The organism is Mangrovimonas futianensis (genome assembly GCF_021245805.1).
Classification (GTDB): Bacteria; Bacteroidota; Bacteroidia; order Flavobacteriales; family Flavobacteriaceae; genus Mangrovimonas; species Mangrovimonas futianensis.
Genome location: NZ_JAJJNF010000013.1, coordinates 1 through 22913, shown reverse-complemented (window position 1 = coordinate 22913; position 22913 = coordinate 1). Strand labels below are relative to the sequence as shown.

At 37.1% G+C, this 22913-nt stretch carries 12 protein-coding genes; 7 read left to right on the top strand and 5 right to left on the bottom strand.

All coding sequences use genetic code 11. The annotated features are described in order from the left end of the window. Positions 1-62 precede the first annotated feature (62 nt). Together LOK78_RS15990 and mnmE are read right to left on the bottom strand one after the other, a co-directional pair. Positions 63-473, bottom strand: coding sequence for an HYC_CC_PP family protein (locus LOK78_RS15990; protein WP_232635611.1), 411 nt, complete (start codon positions 471-473; stop codon positions 63-65). Positions 474-617: 144 nt separating this feature from the next. Continuing rightward, positions 618-2012: a tRNA uridine-5-carboxymethylaminomethyl(34) synthesis GTPase MnmE gene (gene mnmE, locus LOK78_RS15985; protein WP_232635610.1), complete on the bottom strand. Its 1395-nt coding sequence runs from the start codon at positions 2010-2012 to the stop codon at positions 618-620. A 115-nt stretch (positions 2013-2127) separates the two neighbouring features. Here mnmE and LOK78_RS15980 point away from each other — a divergent pair, with 115 nt between their 5' ends. Next, the gene (locus LOK78_RS15980) at positions 2128-3255 is read left to right on the top strand and encodes a TlpA disulfide reductase family protein (RefSeq protein WP_232635609.1); all 1128 of its coding nucleotides are present in this window, start codon (positions 2128-2130) and stop codon (positions 3253-3255) included. Positions 3256-3312: 57 nt separating this feature from the next. Here the strand turns inward: LOK78_RS15980 and LOK78_RS15975 are convergent, their stop codons facing one another. Beyond that, positions 3313-3960, bottom strand: a complete 648-nt coding sequence (locus tag LOK78_RS15975) for a rhomboid family intramembrane serine protease (protein WP_232635608.1) — start codon at positions 3958-3960, stop codon at positions 3313-3315. 64 nt (positions 3961-4024) lie between these two features. On the opposite strand from LOK78_RS15975, the gene LOK78_RS15970 reads away from it, so the two are divergent. Next, positions 4025-4915 carry a lysophospholipid acyltransferase family protein gene (locus tag LOK78_RS15970; RefSeq protein WP_232635607.1) on the top strand — a complete coding sequence of 297 codons (891 nt, stop codon included), beginning with the start codon at positions 4025-4027 and terminating at the stop codon, positions 4913-4915. Here the strand turns inward: LOK78_RS15970 and glmM are convergent, their stop codons facing one another. Next, positions 4916-6304 (bottom strand): phosphoglucosamine mutase, encoded by a 1389-nt coding sequence (gene glmM / locus LOK78_RS15965; RefSeq protein WP_232635606.1) that lies wholly within the window; start codon positions 6302-6304, stop codon positions 4916-4918. Between the two features lie 155 nt (positions 6305-6459). On the opposite strand from glmM, the gene LOK78_RS15960 reads away from it, so the two are divergent. From LOK78_RS15960 to LOK78_RS15945, 4 genes are all read left to right on the top strand, one after another. Next, positions 6460-7059: an acyl carrier protein phosphodiesterase gene (locus tag LOK78_RS15960; protein WP_232635605.1), complete on the top strand. Its 600-nt coding sequence runs from the start codon at positions 6460-6462 to the stop codon at positions 7057-7059. Then, entirely contained in the window at positions 7040-8737 is a 1698-nt protein-coding gene (gene ggt, locus LOK78_RS15955; protein ID WP_237692856.1) for a gamma-glutamyltransferase, read from the top strand. The genes LOK78_RS15960 and ggt overlap by 20 nt, the downstream gene beginning before the upstream one ends. 161 nt (positions 8738-8898) lie before the next feature. Then, on the top strand, positions 8899-12822 hold the full coding sequence (locus tag LOK78_RS15950; RefSeq protein ID WP_232635604.1) for a hybrid sensor histidine kinase/response regulator transcription factor: 3924 nt from the start codon (positions 8899-8901) through the stop codon (positions 12820-12822). Between the two features lie 384 nt (positions 12823-13206). Continuing rightward, the gene (locus LOK78_RS15945) at positions 13207-16116 is read left to right on the top strand and encodes a T9SS-dependent choice-of-anchor J family protein (RefSeq protein ID WP_232635603.1); all 2910 of its coding nucleotides are present in this window, start codon (positions 13207-13209) and stop codon (positions 16114-16116) included. 371 nt (positions 16117-16487) lie between these two features. Here LOK78_RS15945 and LOK78_RS15940 read toward each other — a convergent pair whose 3' ends face one another. Beyond that, the gene (locus LOK78_RS15940) at positions 16488-19874 is read right to left on the bottom strand and encodes a T9SS type B sorting domain-containing protein (protein ID WP_232635602.1); all 3387 of its coding nucleotides are present in this window, start codon (positions 19872-19874) and stop codon (positions 16488-16490) included. Between the two features lie 217 nt (positions 19875-20091). Here LOK78_RS15940 and LOK78_RS15935 point away from each other — a divergent pair. After that, positions 20092-22913: FIDD domain-containing protein (locus LOK78_RS15935; RefSeq protein ID WP_440590244.1), on the top strand; the 2822-nt coding region annotated here is incomplete at its 3' end.

The window sequence follows — 22913 nt, the reverse complement described above, 5'->3', positions numbered from 1 at the left end:
CAACAAATTATCCTTACAACCATTCCATTCGGTTAAAAGATAATCTAGTCTAAAGTTTAAAATCAAATTAAATAGGTCTCGTCAATCTTGAAGATTTGCCTGACAACGAGAGGTGGTTTGTATGCTTCGTAGGACGTAACATTTTCATCTATCCCTTCAAAAAGATTGATGTATGAATATACAAATGAGGTGATAAAAACTTGTTGTTCAAATGAAACTTTGTCAATGGTTTGTAGTTCGTCTTGCCCATCAACTACCAATTGTTTATCGTTACAACAACTTTTTTTGCTTATGGCACAACCATCACTTGCTGGTTTTTCCATCTCCATGCCACAACCTTTTGCCTTGTGGAATACAGCAGTCTCAACAAGCTTATCGCCACAATAATGCATGTTTACAGTAAATGACATGGTAGAGAATAGCACCACCATAGCCATTACAAAAGATACCGTTTTATGCAATAATTGTTTCATAAGTAGTACGAAATTACAAAAAATAAAGAAACCGGTGCCTTGTTTAACAAATGTTAGGCAATTTTCAACCCTAATTTGAAGGGGGATTGTATTTTTAAAGGTTCAAATATTTCTGTTACCAAAAAGACAGAAAACATAAATAAATTACTTTCCGATACAGAAGTTGGCAAAGATATTCCCCAATAGTTCGTCATTGGTGACCTGCCCTGTAATCTCTCCAAAGTGATACAAAGCCTCCCGAATATCTATAGCCATTAAATCTCCCGACAGTCCAGAATCCAAGCCATATTTTACCTTTTGCATCTCTTCCATAGCCTTTAACAAGGCATCATAGTGACGGGTATTGGTGACAATCGTTTCGTTATTCCTCAAAGCACCAGTGTTAATTAGGTTGAGTAATTTTTCGGTTAAGGCCTCTACGCCAAATCCGGTCTTAGCAGAAAGTAAGTGCACTTGCTCTATTTCGGAAGTTATAGATTCTATTTCTGCTTCAGAAAGCATATCCAACTTATTAGCTATGATGATAATAGGCTTCTGTGGATACTTATTTTTTATCTTTTCGATTTCAACCTGAAATCCTTTCAAGTAATTGACATTTTTTAATTGAAGGCCATCCGCTAGAAATATGACGACTTGCGCTTGTTCAATTTTTTCAAAGGTTTTTTTGATACCGATGCTCTCCACCACATCTTCCGTTTCCCTAATCCCAGCCGTATCAATAAATCGAAAGCCGATACCTCCTATGGAGATTTCATCCTCAATAGTGTCTCTAGTCGTCCCAGCTATATCACTAACAATGGCTCGTTCCTCATTTAAGAGCGCATTCAACAACGTTGATTTCCCAACATTGGGCTCTCCCACTATAGCCACAGGAATCCCATTTTTAATCACATTACCAACTGCAAAGGAGTCTATCAATCGCTTTAAAACAAAAAGAATGCGTTCCACCAAATCTTTAAATTGCGTACGATCTGCAAACTCCACATCCTCTTCTGCAAAATCCAATTCCAATTCAATAAGCGATGCAAAATTCAAAAGCTCTTCTCTTAGTTTGGCGATTTCATTTGAAAACCCACCTCGCATTTGCGACATGGCCAATTTATGGGAAGCTTCATTATCACTCGCTATCAAGTCGGCTACCGCCTCGGCTTGGCTTAAATCCAGTTTTCCATTTAAAAAGGCTCTAAGGGTAAACTCACCAGGTTGCGCCATTCGGCATCCGCGACGCAAAAAAAGTTGCAAAATTTCCTGCTGAATAAAACTAGAACCGTGACAACTTATCTCAACCACATTCTCACCAGTGTAAGAGTGGGGATTTTTAAAAACGGTAACCAAAACCTCATCGATGACCCTTTCAGAATCCATAATGTGGCCTAGATGCACCGTGTGTGTTTTTTGATCTGTCAACTGTTTACCATGAATGGATTTAAAAACACCCGAAGCCATTTCTATAGCCTGCTTACCTGAAATTCTTAAAACTGCAATAGCACCTACACCAGATGCTGTAGCGAGCGCAATGATATTGTCATCTTGTACCATACAGCAAAAGTACTAAATGGCTTTTAATAAGCATCTTCATTATTAGGCAGATATTAACAAACATTATTTAGAAGAACCGTTATATTTGTGCCAAACTTTAATAAAAAAATAGATTATGTCTAGAAATTTATTTGCCATTATGGCAATTACTACCATGTTTTTATCCTGTAAGAATGAAAAACAGGATGGCTACAGTATTAAGGGTACGATAGATGCATCAGCCAATGGTAAAAAAGTGCTTTTGGTTAAGAATGAAAGAATGCAAAAAATAACAGTTGATTCTACTACTGTTCAAGATGGAAAGATTCTGATGCAAGGAAAAGTGGAGTCTCCAGATTTTTATTTGGTGACCATAGATGGATTAAATATGGGATTGCCTTTAGTGGTTGAAAACACAGAAATGGATATTGAATTCTACAAAGATAGCCTTCCTAAATCTAAGGTTACCGGTAGTAAAGAAAATGACTTATTAGGTGAGTTTAGATTAAACAGCGAGCCTGCAAGAAAAGTGAATGCTGAATTAGGGCAAAAATATGCCATCGCCCAACAAAAGCAAGATACCATCACGATGGATCAAGTGAAAGCCACTTATGATAGTGTGATTGCCATCATGAATGAAAAGAACATAAAGCTTGTAAAAGAAAATACTGATTTAGTAACTAGTATGGCTTTCTTAGATAATTTATCTTCTTCAGGTGTCGTAAAAACCAATGAAGCAAAATCCATCTTTGACAGTTTTACTGAAGAAGTTAAAGAAAGTCGTGTTGGAAAAGAAGTAGGTGAAAAAATAGAAGCTGCTATGGTTACTGCCGAAGGTAGTATGGCTCCTGATTTTAGTGCACCAACTCCTGGTGGTGATACCTTAGCTTTGAAAGATGTGATGGGAAAAGTAACTATCATTGACTTCTGGGCAGCATGGTGTGGACCATGTAGAAAAGAAAATCCGCATGTAGTGGAGATCTATAACAAATACCATGAACAAGGTCTTGAAATCATTGGTGTTTCACTGGATGGTACGCCTAGACAAAAAGACGCCAAACAAGAATGGTTAGACGCCATTGAAAAGGATGGACTTACTTGGCACCAAGTTTCCAACCTGTCTTATTTTAATGATCCTATTGCTAAACAATATAATATCCAAGCTATCCCTGCAACTTTTGTATTGGACAGTGAAGGTAAAATCGTTGCTAAAAATTTAAGAGGTGAAGAGCTTGATAAAAAAGTAGCCGAATTACTTCAGTAGTTTAAAGCAAGACACAGAATAAAAAAGCCCTCCAAGTTTGGAGGGCTTTTTTCATATTTAGATTTTATTCATTTTCTTCAAAACAAACAATAGCACTATTGGAATCAATAATAATATAATCATGGTTAAATGGGTTTCAAAGAGCCACGAAGCTAGCATCAATGTTATGACATAACCACCAATTGCTCCACCAAAATGTGCATCATGTCCTATATTACCTACTCTACTTTTCATACCATATATGGTATAAAGCAGATATGCAATCCCGAAAATATAAGCAGGAATCGGAACTACTAAAAACAAGTAAATAGTTAAATCTGGACGAAGCAAAATTGCAGAATAAATGACTCCCATAACGGCTCCACTGGCCCCTACTGCACTGTAATAATATTCATTTTTATGAAAGTATAAAGACAACAAATTACCCAATAACAAACTTCCTACATAGACAATTATAAAATTAATATTACCTAAATAAGCCAACACCACATTTGCAAAAAAGTAAAGCGTAAACATATTAAAGACCAAATGGGCTACATCCACATGTAAAAAACCAGAACTAAACATTCTAATTTGCTCCCCCCTTCTGATAGCTCCCACATTAAATTTATATTTTTCAAAGAAACCAAAATCACCTAACCCTTTATAGGATATTAGCACATTGGCTGCGATTATAATAATGGTCACGATACTTAAATTACCCATAAATACATTAAATTATCAATAAAAATAAAGGTTATATTTGCCAATGCAAATCTAATATTTATTCATGCAATTTATTGCTTACATTTTAATTTATCCAATACTTTGGATAATCTCTATAATGCCTTTTAGGATTCTATATGCCATATCCGATGGTGTTTATTTATTGTTATACTATGTCATTGGCTATCGCAAAAATATTGTCAGGGATAACATTAAATTAGTTTTCCCAGAAAAATCTGATCAGGAAATTAAATCGATTACAAAGAAATTCTACCACCACATGTGTGATATGTTTTTGGAAATGATTAAAACACTTACCGTTTCCAAAAAGGAACTTTCTAAACGATTTGTCCTTAAAAACCTTGAAACTTTAAAAGAACTTGAAGCCACCGAAAAAAGTATTGTTGTGATGTATGGGCACTATGCAAGTTATGAATGGTCCATTATTTTACAATCTTACGCTACCAATAAGGCACTAGGCATTTATAAAAGAATTGCCAATAAATACTTCGATAGATTGGTGAGACGTATTCGCTCAAAATATAACTCGGTGCTCGTTGACAGCAAAAGAGCTTTATGTAGAATTGAAGAGCTTCATGATAATGGGGAAACAAGACTGATTGCTTTTATAAGTGACCAATCTCCTAAATTAAAACCAAATAACTATTGGGGAGAATTTATGGGAGTTACTATCCCCTGTTTTATAGGAGCTGAATTAACAGCCAAAAAATACAATTACCCCATCACCTATTTAAAAATAGATAAAGTTAAAAGGGGTTATTACGAGTCGGAATTTATTATTTTATCAAAAGACCCAAAAACTGTAAAAGACTTCGAAATAACCGAACAGTTTAATCGAATTCTAGAATCTCAAATTAGACAAGCTCCTGAATATTACCTATGGACTCACAAGCGATGGAAACACCGTCATGAGGCTCCTGCTTTAAAAAAATAACTAGGAATCAGCTATTTGCTTTAATTCCGAAATAAATCTATCGGCTAATTCATCGGCTTCATTCTGTGATTTAGCTTCGGTGTATATACGGATAATCGGTTCAGTGTTACTTTTTCTTAGGTGCACCCAATTTTCAGGAAAATCAATTTTAACACCATCGATAGTTGTTAGGTTTTCTTCAGAGTAATTCGCTTCAATGGTTTTTAAAATACCATCCACGTCTAAATCAGGAGTCAATTCAATTTTCTTCTTGCTCATAAAATAGCTAGGATATGTTTTTCTTAAGTCACTCACCGCCATTTTACGTTCTGCCAAAAGACTTAAAAACAAAGCAACCCCTACCAAGGCATCTCTACCGTAATGAAGCTCAGGGTAAATAATTCCTCCATTTCCTTCACCTCCAATAACGACTTGATTCTTCTTCATAAGAGTCACCACATTTACTTCTCCTACGGCACTGGCTTCATAAGTTCCACCATGCTTCTCTGTTACATCTCTAAGAGCTCTAGTTGAACTCATATTACTTACCGTGTTACCAGGATGCTTGTCTAAAACGTAATCGGCACAAGCCACTAAGGTATACTCCTCGCCAAACATATTACCATTCTCATCCATAAATGCTAATCTATCAACATCTGGATCTACCACGATTCCCAAATCAGCATGTTCTTTTACCACTGCTTGAGACAAATCGGTTAAATGCTCTTTTAATGGTTCGGGATTGTGAGGAAAATGACCATTGGGCTCACAATATAATTCCACAACATCTACACCCAATCGTTCCAATAATCTTGGAATGGCAATCCCTCCCGTGGAATTCACACCGTCAACAACCACTTTGAATTTAGCCTTTTCTATGGCAGATTTATTAACCAACTTGAGGTTTAATACCTCATCAATATGTAAATCGATATAAGCATCATTTTTGGTGATTTTCCCAAGCGCATCCACTTCTGAAAACGACATAGCCTGACTTTCTGCAATTTTTAAAATTTGCTCGCCATCTGCTCCACTTAAAAACTCCCCCTTTTCATTCAAAAGTTTTAGAGCATTCCATTGTTTTGGGTTATGGCTGGCCGTTAATATAATGCCTCCATCAGCATGCTCCATAGGAACAGCAACTTCAACGGTGGGTGTTGTAGATAATCCCAAATCAACAACGTGAATTCCCATACCTACCAAGGTATTCATCACCAAACTCTGAATCATTTCTCCTGATATTCTGGCATCTCTCCCTACTACTACCTTATAATTCTCCTTTTGTCGGTATTGCTTAAGCCATGTTCCGTAAGCAGCGGCAAAAGTTACTGTGTCAATAGGCGTTAAATTAGTTCCCACTTCACCTCCAATAGTCCCACGAATTCCTGAAATTGATTTTATAAGAGTCATTGTTTTTTATTAAGAATATTAGCAAATATAAGCCTTCTAAATTTTCTAAAAACCGATTACAGACAACTGATTGATTAATTTTTTAAACAACTCTTTGTGAATTAATTCCCTGAAGGAGATAAAAGCCCGGGAGATAAAATTTGTAAATTGGAAACATGAATTTTTTGGCCCACATCTATTTATCGGGAAACAATGAAATGGTCACCATTGGAAATTTTATTGCCGATAGTATTAAAGGAAAACAATATTTAGACTACCCCAAGGAAGTTCAAATAGGTATCCTGCTCCACAGAGAAATTGACACATTTACTGATGCTCACCCAATAGTAAGACAAAGTTCCAAACGATTACATTCCAAGTACAGTCATTACAGTGGAGTAATTGTAGATATTTTATATGATCACTTTCTAGCAAAAAATTGGTCAGATTACAGCGCAGTTCCTTTAAAGCAATTTACAGCGAATTTTTATCAAATTATGGAAGAAAACTTTGATTGGCTCCCTGCAAATACCCAAAGAATGCTTCCCTTTATGAAAGCCGAAGATTGGCTCCTTAATTATGCGCAAATTGAAGGCATCCAAAACGTTTTAAATGGCATGAATCGCAGAACAAATTACAAATCTGGCATGCATCAAGCAACCAATGAATTGCGCCAATTCTACTTTGATTTTGAAAGCGAATTCACTCACTTCTTTGCTGAACTTATCAACTTTTCCAAAACTAAACTTCCTGAAATTGAGAGTAAGATATCTTAACACAATCCTTGCCATTTTTCTCGTAAACCTTATTTCATGCAATAAACCAAGAAATATTGTTGAAAGAGGTTTGATTACAAAAAAGGCTATGGTGGTTTCAGCTAGAAAAGAAGCCTCTAAAATAGGATCAGACATCATGAAAAAAGGCGGTAATGCCTTTGACGCAATGTTTGCTACCCATCTTGCTTTAGCAGTGGCCTACCCCTATGCAGGTAATTTGGGAGGCGGTGGTTTCCTTGTTTATAGACTAAGCAATGGCGAAGTAGGAAGTTTGGATTTTCGAGAAAAAGCTCCCATGAATGCCAGTGAAACTATGTATCTAGATGAAAACGGAGAAATCATACCTAATAAAAGTACCTTAGGAATTTATGCCGTGGGCGTTCCTGGAAGTATGGCTGGACTTTTTGAAGCCCATGAAAGATTTGGCAGTATGCCAATTAAAGACCTAATCAAACCAGTTATTGAACTTGCTAGAAAAGGGGTGGTAATCACAAAACATCAAGAAGGACAATTTAAAAAATATGATAGCCTTATTCACTTGGTAAACGGTAAAAACACTTTAATATCTAAAAACTTGGTCCAAGGCGATACTTTAAAAAATCTAGCCTTAGCCCAAACCTTGGAACGAATCGCTCACAATGGAAAGGAAGAATTCTATCATGGTCAAACAGCTGAAATTTTGATTGATTACATTCAAAAAAAGGGAGGGATTTTAACCAAGGAAGATTTATCCAAGTATGAAGCTAAATGGAGAAATACTATAACCTTTGACTACAAGGATTTAAAAATAATTTCTATGGCGCCTCCGGCAAGTGGTGGAATATGTTTAGCCCAAATGATGAAAATGGTAGAATCGTTTCCATTAAAGCAATATGGTCATAATTCATTAGAAACTATACAAGTTATGACAGAAGCAGAAAGACGAAGTTTTGCAGATAGAAGTTATTATTTAGGTGATCCAGATTTTGTAAATATCCCTACAGACTCCTTAATTGCTAGCTCCTACTTAGGCGAGAGAATGGCTTCCTTTTCATTTGACCAAGCGACTTCATCCTCAGCTATCTCTCATGGTGATATCCTACCAAATGAAAGTAACGAAACCACCCACTACTCTATTGTTGATCCCTTTGGAAATGCTATTGCAGTTACAACCACTTTAAATGGCGCCTACGGATCTAAAGTTTATGTTGATGAACTTGGTTTTTTCCTAAACAATGAAATGGATGACTTTAGTAGCAAGCCAGGACAACCTAACATGTTTGGTTTGATTGGAGCCGAGGCCAATAAAATTGAACCCGAAAAACGGATGCTAAGCTCCATGACTCCAACGATTGTTGAAAAGAACAAGGATCTTTATTTGACCCTAGGGACCCCAGGTGGCTCTACCATTATCACCTCTGTATTTCAAACCATTTTAAATGTGTACGAATTTGAAATGTCTTTACAGCAAGCTGTCAATGCACCACGATTTCATCACCAATGGCTACCAGACGAAATTGTTATGGAACCCAATGAGTTTAGTCCAAAACTTATTGATGAACTGGAAGCAAAGGGTTATAAAACAAACCAAGTAAAAACACCGATTATTGGAAAAGTAGACGGTATTCTAAAATTGGAAAATGGCTCCTATGAAGGAGGCGCCGACTCGAGAGGTGATGACACTGCTATTGGCTTTTAATTTTATAATAAAAATGCCTAAAAATTGAATAAGTGTAATTTTAAATGCTTTATTTGAATTTTAATACAATTCTAACAACAATTTTATAGTTGCCTTCCGAAATAGGAAATTTTATGATTATAATTAATTAAAACCTAAAATTATTTATCACAGATTAGCGCATGAGGGTCTTCCAGTTTTTAATTTCATTTTTTATAACTTCTCTACTTTGCAATGCCCAAAACATCAAACACATCTCTGTAAATGAAGGCCTTCCTCAGTCCTTTGTTTCAGATTTATTGGAAGACAATAATGGTTTTATCTGGATAAGTACCAGAAATGGATTGGCACGTTATGAAGGCCATAAACTTGAAATCTTACAACACGTTCCTGGAGAAGTTAATTCACTGGCTTCAAATATCATATCCAAACTTCAAAAAGGGGAAGGCAACACCATATGGATCCAGTATGAAACGGACGAATTAGATTTACTGGACTTAAACACGGGTAAGATAACCCATATACCAGGTGTTGAAAATTACTATCAAACAGGGAATGGCTATATAGATAAGAAAAGTAAACTATGGTACTATTATGGGAATAATGTTTATAGTCTAAACTTAAATGCTACTGAAAAGGCATTTGACAAAAAAACATATACTCCCGACGAAGACAAAATAAGCAACATTTTTATTGACCGTAGTAACAACATTTGGGTTCTTGGCCTTAAGGGGATAAATAAATTTAATACGTCCCTGAATAAATTTGAGCTCATAGTCAACCCTTATGCGTCAAATTCTATAGAAAATGAGCCCGGTACAAACTTATTTGAGAGAGATAATGGGGAATTCATGTGGATAGAGGAAGAGTATCTATACTTTTTCGATCCTATGACTAATTCATTTAGAAGGTTGCCTTTACCCAAAGATGACACTAAAGGATTTAAGCAAATTCAAACAAATTCAAATGGGAAAGACTATTTAATTATCAATAGAAATATTTATACATACGAAGATGTCTCAGGCATAACACTCTTAGGTCAGTTACCCTTTGACGAAGACAATACTAAAAAGGAACCTTTATTTTATGATTTTCTAGTGGACCAATCTGGTCTGATTTGGCTTGCGGCCAATACAGATGGTGTATATCAAGTTGATTTTAGCTTGAATTTTAAAGACTTTAGTTATGAAGACGATTTTGCAATGACTCTTTTTAAAAATGAATTTAATATTTCTCTAGAGGATTATTTCAATTTCAACACCAGTAATAAATTACTTTTACTCCCTAGTTACTATCTAAGATCTGTAAAGAACAACGATAAAATCTGGGTGGCTTTACATAGAACTGTTGCTTACTACAAGCCAGGTGAGAACAAGCTATACAAACTCAAGGCTTTGCCAGTTCCCATCATTGATGATTTTGTGCCGATTAAGGGAATAACTATTAATGGAAATGGTAATCCATTGGTTATTGATGAAAGTTGCAATCTATTTAGCTATAATGATAAAGAGCAGCAATGGCTGTTAGAACCCTATTCACATTTACTTCAAAATAGTTTTAAAAATAAACTAAGCCCTAGTTCTATCTTATTCGATGATAATAATATTTGGATTACAACTGAATTCAGTGGGCTGATTCGTATAGACACCAAAACAAATAAAATATCCCAGTTTAAAGCTGAAAATATCGCAAATAGCTTACCTACCAACAACTTAATAAGCATTATTTCGGACAGCAAAGAGAAAAACATTTTATGGATAGCCAGTTATTATGGATTACTGAAATTCAACAAAAATACCTTTGAAAATAAATTGTTCACTATAGAAGATGGACTACCAGATAACACTATTTACACCCTACTAGAAGACAATAAAGGATTTTTATGGCTGGGAACCAATAAAGGTCTCTGTAGATTCAATAGCCAAACTTTAAACCATAGGACTTTTTCTTCGTCTCACGGATTAACAGCTCTGGAATATAATAGGTATCACCAGTTCATTATGCCAAATGGAGACTTTGCTTTTGGAGGAATAAATGGAGGCGCCATTTTTAATCCTTTAAGTATAGGTGATGACAAATTCAACCCCTCGGTTGTTATAACTCAAATTAAAATAAACAATGAATCATATTTAAAAGAAGGCGATAACTTTTTAATATATAGCGATTTAAACACTTTAGACTTGCCCTATTTTAAAAATAATTTAACCATTGAGTTTTCGGCTTTAGAATTCTCTCAGTCAGATGATATTAAATATAGATATCGCTTAAAAGGGTATGATGACGAATGGGTAGTTTTAAAAGGAAAAAATGAAGCTGTTTATACAAAAATACCCTTTGGTGATTATACTTTGGAATTGAATGCCACAAATACTTCAGGGGTATGGAGTACTGATATTGAAACATTAGATATAAATATTTCTCCTGCTTGGTGGGAGACCAACTGGGCTATTTTTTTATATATCATGGCATTTTCTGGCATAATATTCCTTTTCATCAAAAGATCCATAAAGCAAAAATTGATTAATAAAGAAATAGAACTTAAAAGAAAAGAAGCTGATCACTTTAGGGAGATTAACAATCTTAAGACAAGATTTTTCACAAACCTAACCCATGAATTACGGACACCTCTGTCTCTTATTATAGCTCCTGTGGAGCAGCTGAAAAAGACCAAAAAGAAAAAAAATAGAAAACGTTTACTGTCCATCATTAAAAAAAACGCCAATAATCTATTGAACCTTTCAGATCAGTTATTGGACATTTCAAAAATAGAGGCTGGTGTTTTGGAAGCCAACTATTTTCCCGGCGATATGGTATTATCCATAAAAAAATGTATAGAAGCCTTTAAGGAAGAAGCCAAAGAAAAAATCATAACAATTGATTTAATATCTCCACTGACAGCAAATTATATTTTCTCTCCATACATGCTCGAAAGAATTATAAACAATCTAATCTCCAATTCCATTAAATATGGTAAAAGAGGAGGCAAAATACTTGTGAACCTATCAGAAAAAGAAGACGGCGTAATCATAAAGATTGAAGATGATGGTATTGGAATTTCTAAAAAAGACTTACCACATATCTTTGAAAGGTTTTATCAATCAGAAAATTCCAAAAACAATCCAAATATTGTTACTGGCAGCGGTATAGGTCTATCCTTAGTGAACGAGCTTGTTCAAATGCAAGATGGCGAAATAAATGTAGAAAGTAAAATTGGAGATGACTCGGGTACCATTTTCAAAATTTATTTACCTTATAAGAAGGTTGAGTCCTTGGCTAACGTTTCGAAAGAAAAAAATCAACCTCTAGATAGTGCTACATTTATTAAGGATGATGAATCTCCTACCATTCTATTAGTAGAGGATAATGAAGAAATGCTGGATTTCCTATCCATTAGTTTAAAGCCCCACTATAACGTTATTAAGTCTGACAACGCTATAAAAGGACTAAAATTAGCCAATGAAATCATTCCAGATATCATAATAAGCGATGTAATGATGTCCAAAATGGATGGTCTCGAGCTATGTAAACAAATAAAAGAAAATATGGTAACAAACCATATTCCCGTTATTCTATTAACCGCCAAAACCGATTTAAAAAGCAGATTAGAGGGACTAACCCTTGGGGCTGATGATTATGTTTCAAAACCATTTAATATTTCGGAATTGCTGCTTAGAATTAAAAATAGGCTTGAATTACAAAAGAGTCAACGAGAGACTATTTTTGAAGAACTCAAACTCTTACCTAATTATAGCGAAGAAAAAAACAACAAGGAAAAGAGTGATCCTTTCTTATTACAAGTAGAACAGATACTTGAAAACAACTTAAGCAATGAACAATTTGGTGTGAACGATTTAGCTTCAAGTTTGAATATGAGCAGAACCAGTCTTCATAGAAAAATTAAAGCTTTAACGAATATGACAACAGGCAAGATTATACAAGTCTATAAATTAAAAAGAGCTTCTTCGCTCCTAAAAGAAAATTACAATATCGCCGAAGTGTCTTACAAGACTGGCTTTGGAAGTCCTTCATACTTCTCAAAGTGTTTTAAAGAAACCTATGGTTTGACGCCTACAGAGTATTTAGAGAACGAAGGTTTAAAACAATAGATCGCAAGTTCCTAAAAATAAAAAATGACCTCTTAAACTATAAGAATTTACTTCCCTAAAATACAACTACCAAAGCCTGCCTTTTAATAAATAATGAGAGGAAAAAATCAGCCACTACTCATTTGTGATCGATCGTCCTGAAAACATTTTGATAAAAAATAAAGCCTTTTCCATATATCCATTGGCAATAATCAGATAATTATATTATGATCATTTAATTATCTTTTCTTATTGTCTTATTGTTAAAAAAATGCACATTATCAGGTGTTTCAAAGAAAATGAAACAAAAATGATACTATTTGAAACACATCTTATAGTGCTCCTCTTCAACAAAAAATATATTAGTCACGTTAATTTTAACTCTATTTTTTAAACTAAAATTTTATGAGAAAAAACTACTTTAGGGTGGCTAAGAGATTTGCTTCTGCTGCTTTTTTAACAACTGTTTTTGGTTTGGCAACATTTGCCTCCAAAAACCCTTCTCCCAACAAATCTGAAATGAATCCCATCATGGATCCTGCTGATTTTGTCACATTCACAATTTCAGGTCTTAATGCCGATGTTGTAGCCAATGGCGTGGGAGCTGCAGCTGAAGTAACTACCAATGACATCGACAATACCGGATATTGTTTTTTGGAAACAGGCTATCAAAGTGCTTCTTACGGGCTTCCTGTAGGAGGTCTAATTTCTAGTCCAAATACAACCGATTTATCTTTTCAACTAGCCAGTTATGATGCAGATAACTCTCTAAGAATTCCTGCTTCTGGAGATGTAGATTCTTCAATTACTTTCGCCGAAACGGGAAGTTACGAAACCATCTACTTTGCAGCAACTTCAGGGAGTGGACCTTCTACCTTCAGTGGTACTATCGATTTTCAGGATGGAACTACTCAAGCCTTTTCTGGTTTAAGTGTTTCTGATTGGTATGGAGGTAGTAATTATATCATCAGTGGTATAGGAAGAGTTAGTATTCCTGATAATGTTCTACAGGCTAATACTAGTAATCCTAGAATTTATGAACTTTCTGTTGACGTCAATCCTGCTAATCAATCTAAAACGGTTACAGGAATAACAGTTACCAATGTAACCGCAGGGGGTACTTCTGCAAATATTACCTTAAACATTTTTGCTGTTTCAGGGAAATTGGCCGCAGATTGCCCAGTTCCTACAGATTTAGCTTTAGGAACTGTTGGTGCCTACGATGCCGAAATTTCTTGGACGCCATACGATGTGAATGATACGTTTGAAGTGGCCGTTGTTTTAGATGGTGCTGGTGAGCCAGTTACTGGTGATGACACTACAGATCAATCAACTTATACTTTTACAGACCTAACACCAGAAACAGCTTACGATGCTTATATTAGAACTGTTTGCCAAACAACAGGATATAGCTACTGGGTGGGACCATTAAGCTTTACAACCACTATTGCATGTCCAGCACCTACCAACTTAAGTGCTGCTGCAACTTCAACAACAGAAGGTTCTGCGTCCTGGGATATGGGTTCAGCTTCTGCTTGGGAAGTAGCCTATGTTTTAAATGGGGACCCAGCACCAACTTCTGGAGAACCAACAGATACCAATTCCTTTGATTTTTCAAGTTTAGATCCTGCAACTACTTACACCGTATATGTAAGAGCTAATTGTGGCGTTGATGGTTATAGCTCTTGGACAACGACTAACTTTACAACCTTATGTGATGCGCTTCCCGGTATTGACGAAGATTTTGAAGGTGATGGAATCCCTACTTGTTGGAGCATTATCAATGGTGGCGGTAGCAATACCTGGACTTTATATGATTATTCTTTCTATGCACATAGTGGCACTAAATCTATGAGAATTCAATATCAATCAGCAACTCATAATGATTATTTAATTACGCCTGCATTTACAGTAACCGACCATGTTTCTGATATGATTAGTTTTTGGGCTCGAAATTACAGTTCCTCATATGTAGATGAATTTGATGTCCTTGTTTCAACTACTGGGAATTCAGAGGCTGACTTTACAGAGGTATTAGCAACCAATGTTGGCCCTGGAACAAGTTATACCGAATACACCTATGATTTATCTGCCTATGTAGGGGAAACCATCTATTTTGCTATTAAAGCGATTTCAACCAATGAATGGTTTTTATATGTTGATGATGTCATGACTTTTGGATCACCTTATTGTGATGCCCCTTCAGATTTGGATGCAATCGTTACTCCTACTTCAGCTACTTTGAACTGGTCTGGTCCTTCTGAGGATGGATATGAAATTGCTGTTCAAGCAACAGAATCTGGAGAACCATCATCTGGAATGGTTGTTTCTGAGGCTTCTTATGAAGAATCCTTGACCTATGGCGAAATTAAAGAGTATTACGTCAGAACGATATGTACTGGTGGTGGTTATAGCCCTTGGTCTGGACCATTTACATTTGGAAGCTATACCACTCTTGAAACTTCAGGGTATACAGATGATGTTATTGCTAACGGTGTTGGTGCATCAGCTTCTTCTACAACCAATGATATAGACGGTGGTAATTTCGCCTATTTCTCAAAAGATTTTGACCCCACAGGATCTAACTTAGTTTCCGTTGGTTTGCCTCTAAATGGTGTTTTGAATAGCCCGAATACATCTGGTTTAAGTTTTGAACTTCAATCATATGCAGACAACAATTCTTTAAGAATGCCAACTGCTAGTGAAGGTGGTACTTTAACGGTTACAAATGCTTACCCTGCTGAAACCCTTTATTTAAGTGTCGTTTCTGGAGGTGGTTCAGGTAGCATGTCAGGAACTATCCACTTTAATGATGGGTCTACACAAGCCATCCCGACTACTGCAGTATCAGATTGGTACAATGGAGGTAACTATGTGATTGCTGGAATTGGACGTGTAAATACTACAAGTGATAACGTTGAGACCCCAAGTAACAATCCAAGAATTTACGAAATGGCTATTCCTCTAGAGGAAGGCAATTATACAAAGACTATAACCTCAATTGATTTTCAGAAAGAAACAGGAGGCGTAATTAACGTGTTTGCTGCAAGTATTAAGTTCTCTGAAGAAGCAGGATTATCTGTGAACGAACAAACTTTGGTAAATGTGACTATGTATCCAAACCCTGTTAAGGATCAATTGTTTGTAAAAGGTATGAATGTACAATCAGTTGATGTCTTTACCGTTCTTGGACAAAAAGTTGCCGTTGATTTCAATGAAAACACGATCTATGTAAGCAACCTTTCTCAAGGTGTTTATTTTGTAACAGTTAATTCTACAGAGGGTTCTAAAACATTTAGAATTATCAAGCAATAAGAAAAATTACCCTTTTAATAGCCCTTTACTTTTTAAATTTGAAAATCCCTGGCATCGACGTGTCAGGGATTTTTTTTCAACACTCGATTCAACCATTTAATTTAAATCTAAACTTAGGCCCTATCTCTATAAAAAAATATCTATGGCAATTACTCCTATAAACCAATGCTAAGGATTAAAACAATAAGCAACAATCCTTTTTAACCATAGAACCAGCGTTCCAAAGCGTATAGATATAGAATCCTACCTACCTTATTTTAACTTATTTACTTTTCCGTTAATATTTCAATACTTCTCTAAACCAAACCATTAGAAACAAAAAAAGACCATTATAAAATGGTCTTTCTAAAATATTCAGTATCGTTTGACTATTAGTAAGTCATGTATACCCAGCCTGTCAGAGATTCTCTTTGGTCTGCGAACTTTAAAACATAGAAATAGGTTCCTACTGGCAACGTTTTAGAGCTACCCTTTTCTTGTCCATGCCACTGGTTGGTATAATTGGCTTCAGAAAATACTTCAGTTCCATATCTATTGAAAATTTTAATATCACTTACATTCAATCCAGTAAGATCAAACGAATCATTAAAACCATCACTATTAGGTGTAATAACTTCTGGTATGGTACAGAACGTACTTTCAACAGTAAAAGAACCTGTATATTCGCAACCATTTACTGAAACTGCAGTTACTTCATATACACCAGAATCTACAATCTCAATAATATCTCCACTATCAGAAAATGAATTTGGACCTGTCCACGTAATAGTCATATCATTTACATCCAAATCATTTAAACTCTCCACGCTTAAATAATAAGAAAGTCCGTCACAAGCTCCTGAAATTTCTAAGGCGACTCCTTCATAAATAGAAAATTCTACTTCATAAGAATCCTCGCAGCCTAGAACATCGGCAGGTAAATTATATGTTACCATATACATTCCAGGACTACTATTAGCCACATCAATTATTCCTGTGGATGCATCCAAGGTCAAACCTGTTTGACCCGTAAAAGTTCCTCCGGTAGTAAAGCCATCTCCCAAAATAGGGCTTACCGTTGTTTCGTCAAAGCAAATACCAGCAAACTCATAACTAAATTCAACAACTGGAGCTACTATGGAAACCGATACACTATAAGAAGCACCGCAACCAAGGACTGATTCGTCCAAAGTATAAGTCACAACATAGTCTCCAATTGCACTGTTGTCAGAATTAATTTCTCCCGTAGCCGCATTAAGATCCAATCCAGCTATATCTGCTGAAAATATACCACCTTCACTAAAACCTTCTGCAAAAATTGGAGCTACCAAACCAACATCACCACAAATTGGATCTTGATCATAAGAGAATTCTGCAACCGGATTTACTATGGAAATGGACGTACTATAGGTATTATCACAATCACCTGCTTGACTAGGGTCAATGGTGTAAGTTATATCATAGGATCCAGGGATACTATTTTGAACGTCAATAACACCTGTGATAGGGTCGATAGACAAACCTTCTGCAGAAGAAAATGCTCCTCCAGCCTCAAAACCATCCGATAAAATTGGAGATACGAAATCCTGATCAAAACAAATTGTATCAAATTCAAATGAAAACTCTAAAACGGGTGCTGTGAAAACAACTTCCAATATATCTGAACAATAAAGGGTTTCCCATTCAAAATAATAAGTTCCAGGCGCTGAAAACCCTGAAATGACAGTTTCATTAGAAGAAGGATCTGCTATCACAGTTTCCGATGGATTTCCTTCCAAAATGGTCCATGATCCAATTCCAGCAGCAGATACGGTAATTTCGTCTTGATCACATGCCATATTTAGGGGATTATCAGTTAAAATTCCATTATTGGCTGTAAAACTGATAGCATCCAAAAAGTTACCAACACTATTATCTCCTGTAGCCGTTGAAACCGCCTGAAATATAAATCGGGTCACTGGCTGCCCATTTGGAACAACATAACTACCTGTATTATAACTCCATGTAGAATTTCCCGTACTTACTTGCTCTACACTTACATAAGGACCACCGGGAGGACCTGCTAACAATTCACAAGTATCTACTCCACTTCGCCCTCTATGTGCAAAACCATAATTGAATGTGGTAGTGACGGGTGTATCAAAATCTTGGTAAACGCCACCTTCCAAATTGGCATTCAATTCAATAAATTGATCACCAGAATAAGAAGGCACATTTTGAAAGTTTGGTACTGGCCATATTTCTATAAAACCATCAGCAGCCGTGGTACTCCACCCCAAAACGGCATCCTGATCGATAAGTGGAGGAAAAATACCATTCACGACTGGATAAGAAAAGTCACTATTTACAGTGTTTATCAAACAATCTACACTAGAACCATCCTCATTAGGTTCTGGAGTTTTGACACAAATATCAAAACCTAAATCAATATCTCCCGCAGTAAATATGTATAACACTTTCAAGAAATAATTGGTTCCTGGAGTCAATCCATAGGCAGTAATACTATTATTTGTACTGCAATACATTTGATTCAATGCATCACATTCCGTTCCTTCATAAAGGGTTAAAATAACCGTGGAAACATATTGGTCTGATTGATAATCAAAATTTACCAAATCAATAATATGGGTATTTTCCACAGCTGTAAATTGATACCAAATATCCCCACTATTAGCCGTCGCACAATCACTTGCTTGAGCCGACTCCGTAGCACCTGAAAAATCAGCAGAAACTACTGAAACGCAATCTTCATCTGGATTTACCGGAATATCCAAAGCTCCAGAGCATTCATCATTCCCGATTGGACTAAGAAATGAAAAAGGTCCAATCCAAGGGCCTTCATCCCCTTCTCCACAATTACTTCGTATCCAAAAGTAATAAGTAGTAACTGGAGTAAACCCATCCAAATCTGCCGAAGTATCCGTCGTATTTCCGGTTGGTTCTGTCGTATCTGTAGGCGCTGTGTTAGAATCACTAAAATAATAGTCATAAGAAGTGGGCTCAACAACTGGAACATCCCATGAGGCAACAGCCCCTTCCAGAGAAATAGAAGAAAACGTGACTGATTCTGGGGAAGGACATGTACTCAACAAATTTGCTGATATAGCAAAGGCATTAAAAACTCCAGTTGTTGATATTTTAGAAAACTGCACACTTTCAATCAATTTAGTTTGATCTTCAGGTGCGATTTCAACATCAATTCTATAAATTCTAGGATTATTGAAAGGTGTTTCAATGTTGTTGTTATTCCTATTCACCCTACCTACCCCTTGCAACGCAATCGGCAAGGTATTACTATTATACCAGTCTGGCGCCGTGTGTATGGACGACGTATTGGTTCCATCAGCAAAATTAACTTGTAAAAATATGGTGGATGCACCACTCCCTGACGTAACCAAAACATATAGATCGGTTGCCGAAACTTGATTTGAAAAAATCATCGTTTCAGTTTGATCTAAAGCAGATAATCTCAATGAATTATTGGAAGAATAATCCCCCATTTGATAAGTCAAACCAGAAATACTTCCACTAGAAATAAGTCCGTCACCAGGTAAAGCTGTAGCAGGGGCTGAAACACCTGATGGATTAACAAAATCGGTAGACATAAAGGCATAATTAGCATCATCAACACCTACAGATGTTAAATCGAATGCACTACCATTCCCATTGGCTATTACATCGGCATTGTAACCAGAAGTAACAGTCAGAATTTCATATTCCTGAGCTACTATTGAAAGCTTCGTTATTATCAATAAAATAAAAAGTAATCTTTTTTTCATGTTGGTTGTAATTGCATTAATTATTTTAATATCAAGAAGGTAAATTTAAACCTTTTTTGGAAGAAGCTAGTAAAATTGCAGTAGTGTATTAACAGAAATATTAAATCATAAATAAATCTATAATTAATTAACAATTTATCAAAAATTTTCAATGCAAAATACATATTAATTTAGTGTTATTTTTTTTAGTTATTTTAGACGCCCAAAATAATCCCTAATGACTAAAAAAATAGCTTGTTCATTCCTTATTTGGACCCTTTTCTCATTGCCATTTTTTGCTATTGCCAAGGAGAACCCAACAAACGTCTTTATTCAAAAAATTCAACGCTTCAAAAAAGGCTTTAACAACTCCCAATTTGTTAAAATATCTTCTTCCGATACCAAAAAACTATTTGAGTTAAATAGTAAGGATTTTGAGGGAGATGCTCTATATTTTGAAATCTACAATTTAAAAGGAAAGGTGATTTATAGAAGTACGGATCATCTTGTCAAATTACCTATAGATCCTGCAATTCCAGAAATTTATTGGTTGAAGATTGATAACTCTTCATTTTTGATAGATCCAGAGGACTGTATGGTTACCACCGAAAATGATGATTTTGAACAACCATCTATTACTGGTGTTTATCCAACCTTTTTAAATCAAACTTATGTCCCAGGATGGAACACTACCGCTTCAGACGGTCAAATCGAAATGTGGAATGACCCAAATTATCAAAATGTCCCTGCCTATTCTGGTAGTCAGTTTGTAGAATTAAATGCAAATGTGGTTTCCGGACTTTATCAAGACTATGATACGCCTGCTGGAACAATTTTCAACTATGGTTTTGCTCACAGAGGAAGAATGGGAACAGATACTTGTCAATTGATGGCTGGTCCTCCCGGAGGTCCATACGTCAATGTTGGACCACCTGTTTCCACAGGCAATTCGTCATGGAGTTATAATACAGGGACCTATACCGTTCCTGCGGGCCAACCTACCACTAGATTTATTTTTCAATCGGTTAGCAGTGTTGGTGGAGCAAGTGTAGGTAACTTTCTAGATGCCATCACTTTTACTGCTAATGTAGGTATTTTAACAGAAGGCCCCCTAGAAGTATTCTGTGTCGATGAAATTTCATTAGAAAGTATTGGAGGTGGTACCTGGATTGAAGATCCTAACAATCCTTCAAGCACTAATATTAGTGATGTTAATGGAAACGACATTACAATATCAGGATTTACTACTCCGGGAGAATATGTTTATGAATGGTCATCAATTTATTGTACATCCACCATCTCCATCATATTCAGTCAGGATGATGTTGAGGAACCTATTGCTGACGATGTATTTTATTGCCAAGGAAGCACACCTGACTCGTTAGAAATCACCCCTCTTGAAGACCATACGATACTATGGTTTGAAGATGCTGATGGTTCGTTACCGCTTGCAGACACACCAACCATAGACACCAATATTGTCGGAGAAACAACCTATTATGTATCTCAAGAAAATAGCAATGGTTGTATGAGTGATTTGGTACCTTTAACGGTCACCATCTACACTGCTCCCATCATTAACCCCGTTGAAGACATAATTCAGTGTGACGACGAAAGCAATGACGGCATTGCCGATTTTGATTTGGAATCACAAACCTCTAATATACTTGGAGCCCAAAATCCCTCCGATTTTCTTGTTACCTATTATACGAGTTTTGAGAATGCAGATGCTGAAACTGGAAACTTAACAAGCCCATATACAGTTACATCATCCCCGCAACCAATATGGGTGCGTATCGAGCCCACCGATCCCAATTCAGAATGTATTAGCATTAGCCCCGACCCAGTATTCTTTTTGATCATCGAGCCATTTGCCGACACGAGCTTTACGGTAGACCCAACCTGTGACGGAGGTGTTGTAACCCTTACGGGCGAACCTGGCGGGACCTTCAGTTTTGGGGATCCCCAGCCACCTGTTGCGGTGATTGACCCAACTACCGGAGAAGTGACCGGAGCCTCCCCATCCGAGGAGATCACCATCATATACGCCCTTGACAACGAATGTAGCGCTTCCTCTGAAGTGACCTTCAATGTGATCGACATAGACGACCCGAGCTTTACCCTGACCCCGACCTGTGACGGTGCCACAGCAGCAGTAACAGGTACCCCTGGCGGGACCTTTACCATGGTGGACGTCAATGGCGTTGGCGGTACGATCAACCCGGATACCGGTGAGATCACCGGCGGTCCATCCGAGGCGGTCTATGACGTGACCTATACCACCAGCGGTACCTGTCCGGACTTTTTGACCCTGACGGTAACCGTACCTTTCTCCGAGGATACCACCTTTGAGATGGCCCCCAACTGTAGCGGAGCAACCGCTACCATATTGGGCGATGTGGACGGAACCTTTACCATGACAGGATCGGGAGCTGCGGATATCAATCCTGTTACCGGGGAGATCACCGGAGCAGCCTCTGGAGAGACCTATACCGTTACCTACGCCTTTGAGAACGTATGCAGTGAGCCAACGACCTTGGATGTCACGGTAATAGTGACCGACGACCCAAGCTTTACGCTGACCCCAACCTGTGATGGCGCTACAGCTGAAGCCGTAACCCCGGGAGGGACCTATGCCTTTACAGACCCACAACCAACGGATGCCGTGATTGATGCAGCTACGGGAACCATCACCGGTGGGACCCCGGGAGCGACCTATGAGGTGGTCTATACCACCAACGGTACCTGTCCGGACACGACGACCAATACAGTAACCGTACACCCGCTTCCGACCCTGGCACAGGATCCGGCAGAACTGATCGTCTGTGACGACAACACCCCCGACGGTGTTGTGGAGATGGACCTGACCCAAATGGACGGTCCCATCACGGGCAACAACCCGAACTACGTGGTGAGCTACCATGCCAGCCAGGCCGATGCCGATGCCGGTACACCAGAGGTGGCCCCATCCGCAGATGCCTATGTGGGTACGGACGGTGAAGTCGTTTACGTAAGGGTAGAGAGCGTGAACACCGGCTGCCATACCACCACGACCCTGAC

Bases quoted from the DNA above. Each gene is read 5' to 3' on its own strand.
- LOK78_RS15990 (WP_232635611.1), bottom strand. From the start codon at position 473: ATGAAACAATTATTGCATAAAACGGTATCTTTTGTAATGGCTATGGTG.
- mnmE (WP_232635610.1), bottom strand. From the start codon at position 2,012: ATGGTACAAGATGACAATATCATTGCGCTCGCTACAGCATCTGGTGTA.
- LOK78_RS15980 (WP_232635609.1), top strand. From the start codon at position 2,128: ATGTCTAGAAATTTATTTGCCATTATGGCAATTACTACCATGTTTTTA.
- LOK78_RS15975 (WP_232635608.1), bottom strand. From the start codon at position 3,960: ATGGGTAATTTAAGTATCGTGACCATTATTATAATCGCAGCCAATGTG.
- LOK78_RS15970 (WP_232635607.1), top strand. From the start codon at position 4,025: ATGCAATTTATTGCTTACATTTTAATTTATCCAATACTTTGGATAATC.
- glmM (WP_232635606.1), bottom strand. From the start codon at position 6,304: ATGACTCTTATAAAATCAATTTCAGGAATTCGTGGGACTATTGGAGGT.
- LOK78_RS15960 (WP_232635605.1), top strand. From the start codon at position 6,460: ATGAATTTTTTGGCCCACATCTATTTATCGGGAAACAATGAAATGGTC.
- LOK78_RS15950 (WP_232635604.1), top strand. From the start codon at position 8,899: ATGAGGGTCTTCCAGTTTTTAATTTCATTTTTTATAACTTCTCTACTT.
- LOK78_RS15945 (WP_232635603.1), top strand. From the start codon at position 13,207: ATGAGAAAAAACTACTTTAGGGTGGCTAAGAGATTTGCTTCTGCTGCT.
- LOK78_RS15940 (WP_232635602.1), bottom strand. From the start codon at position 19,874: ATGAAAAAAAGATTACTTTTTATTTTATTGATAATAACGAAGCTTTCA.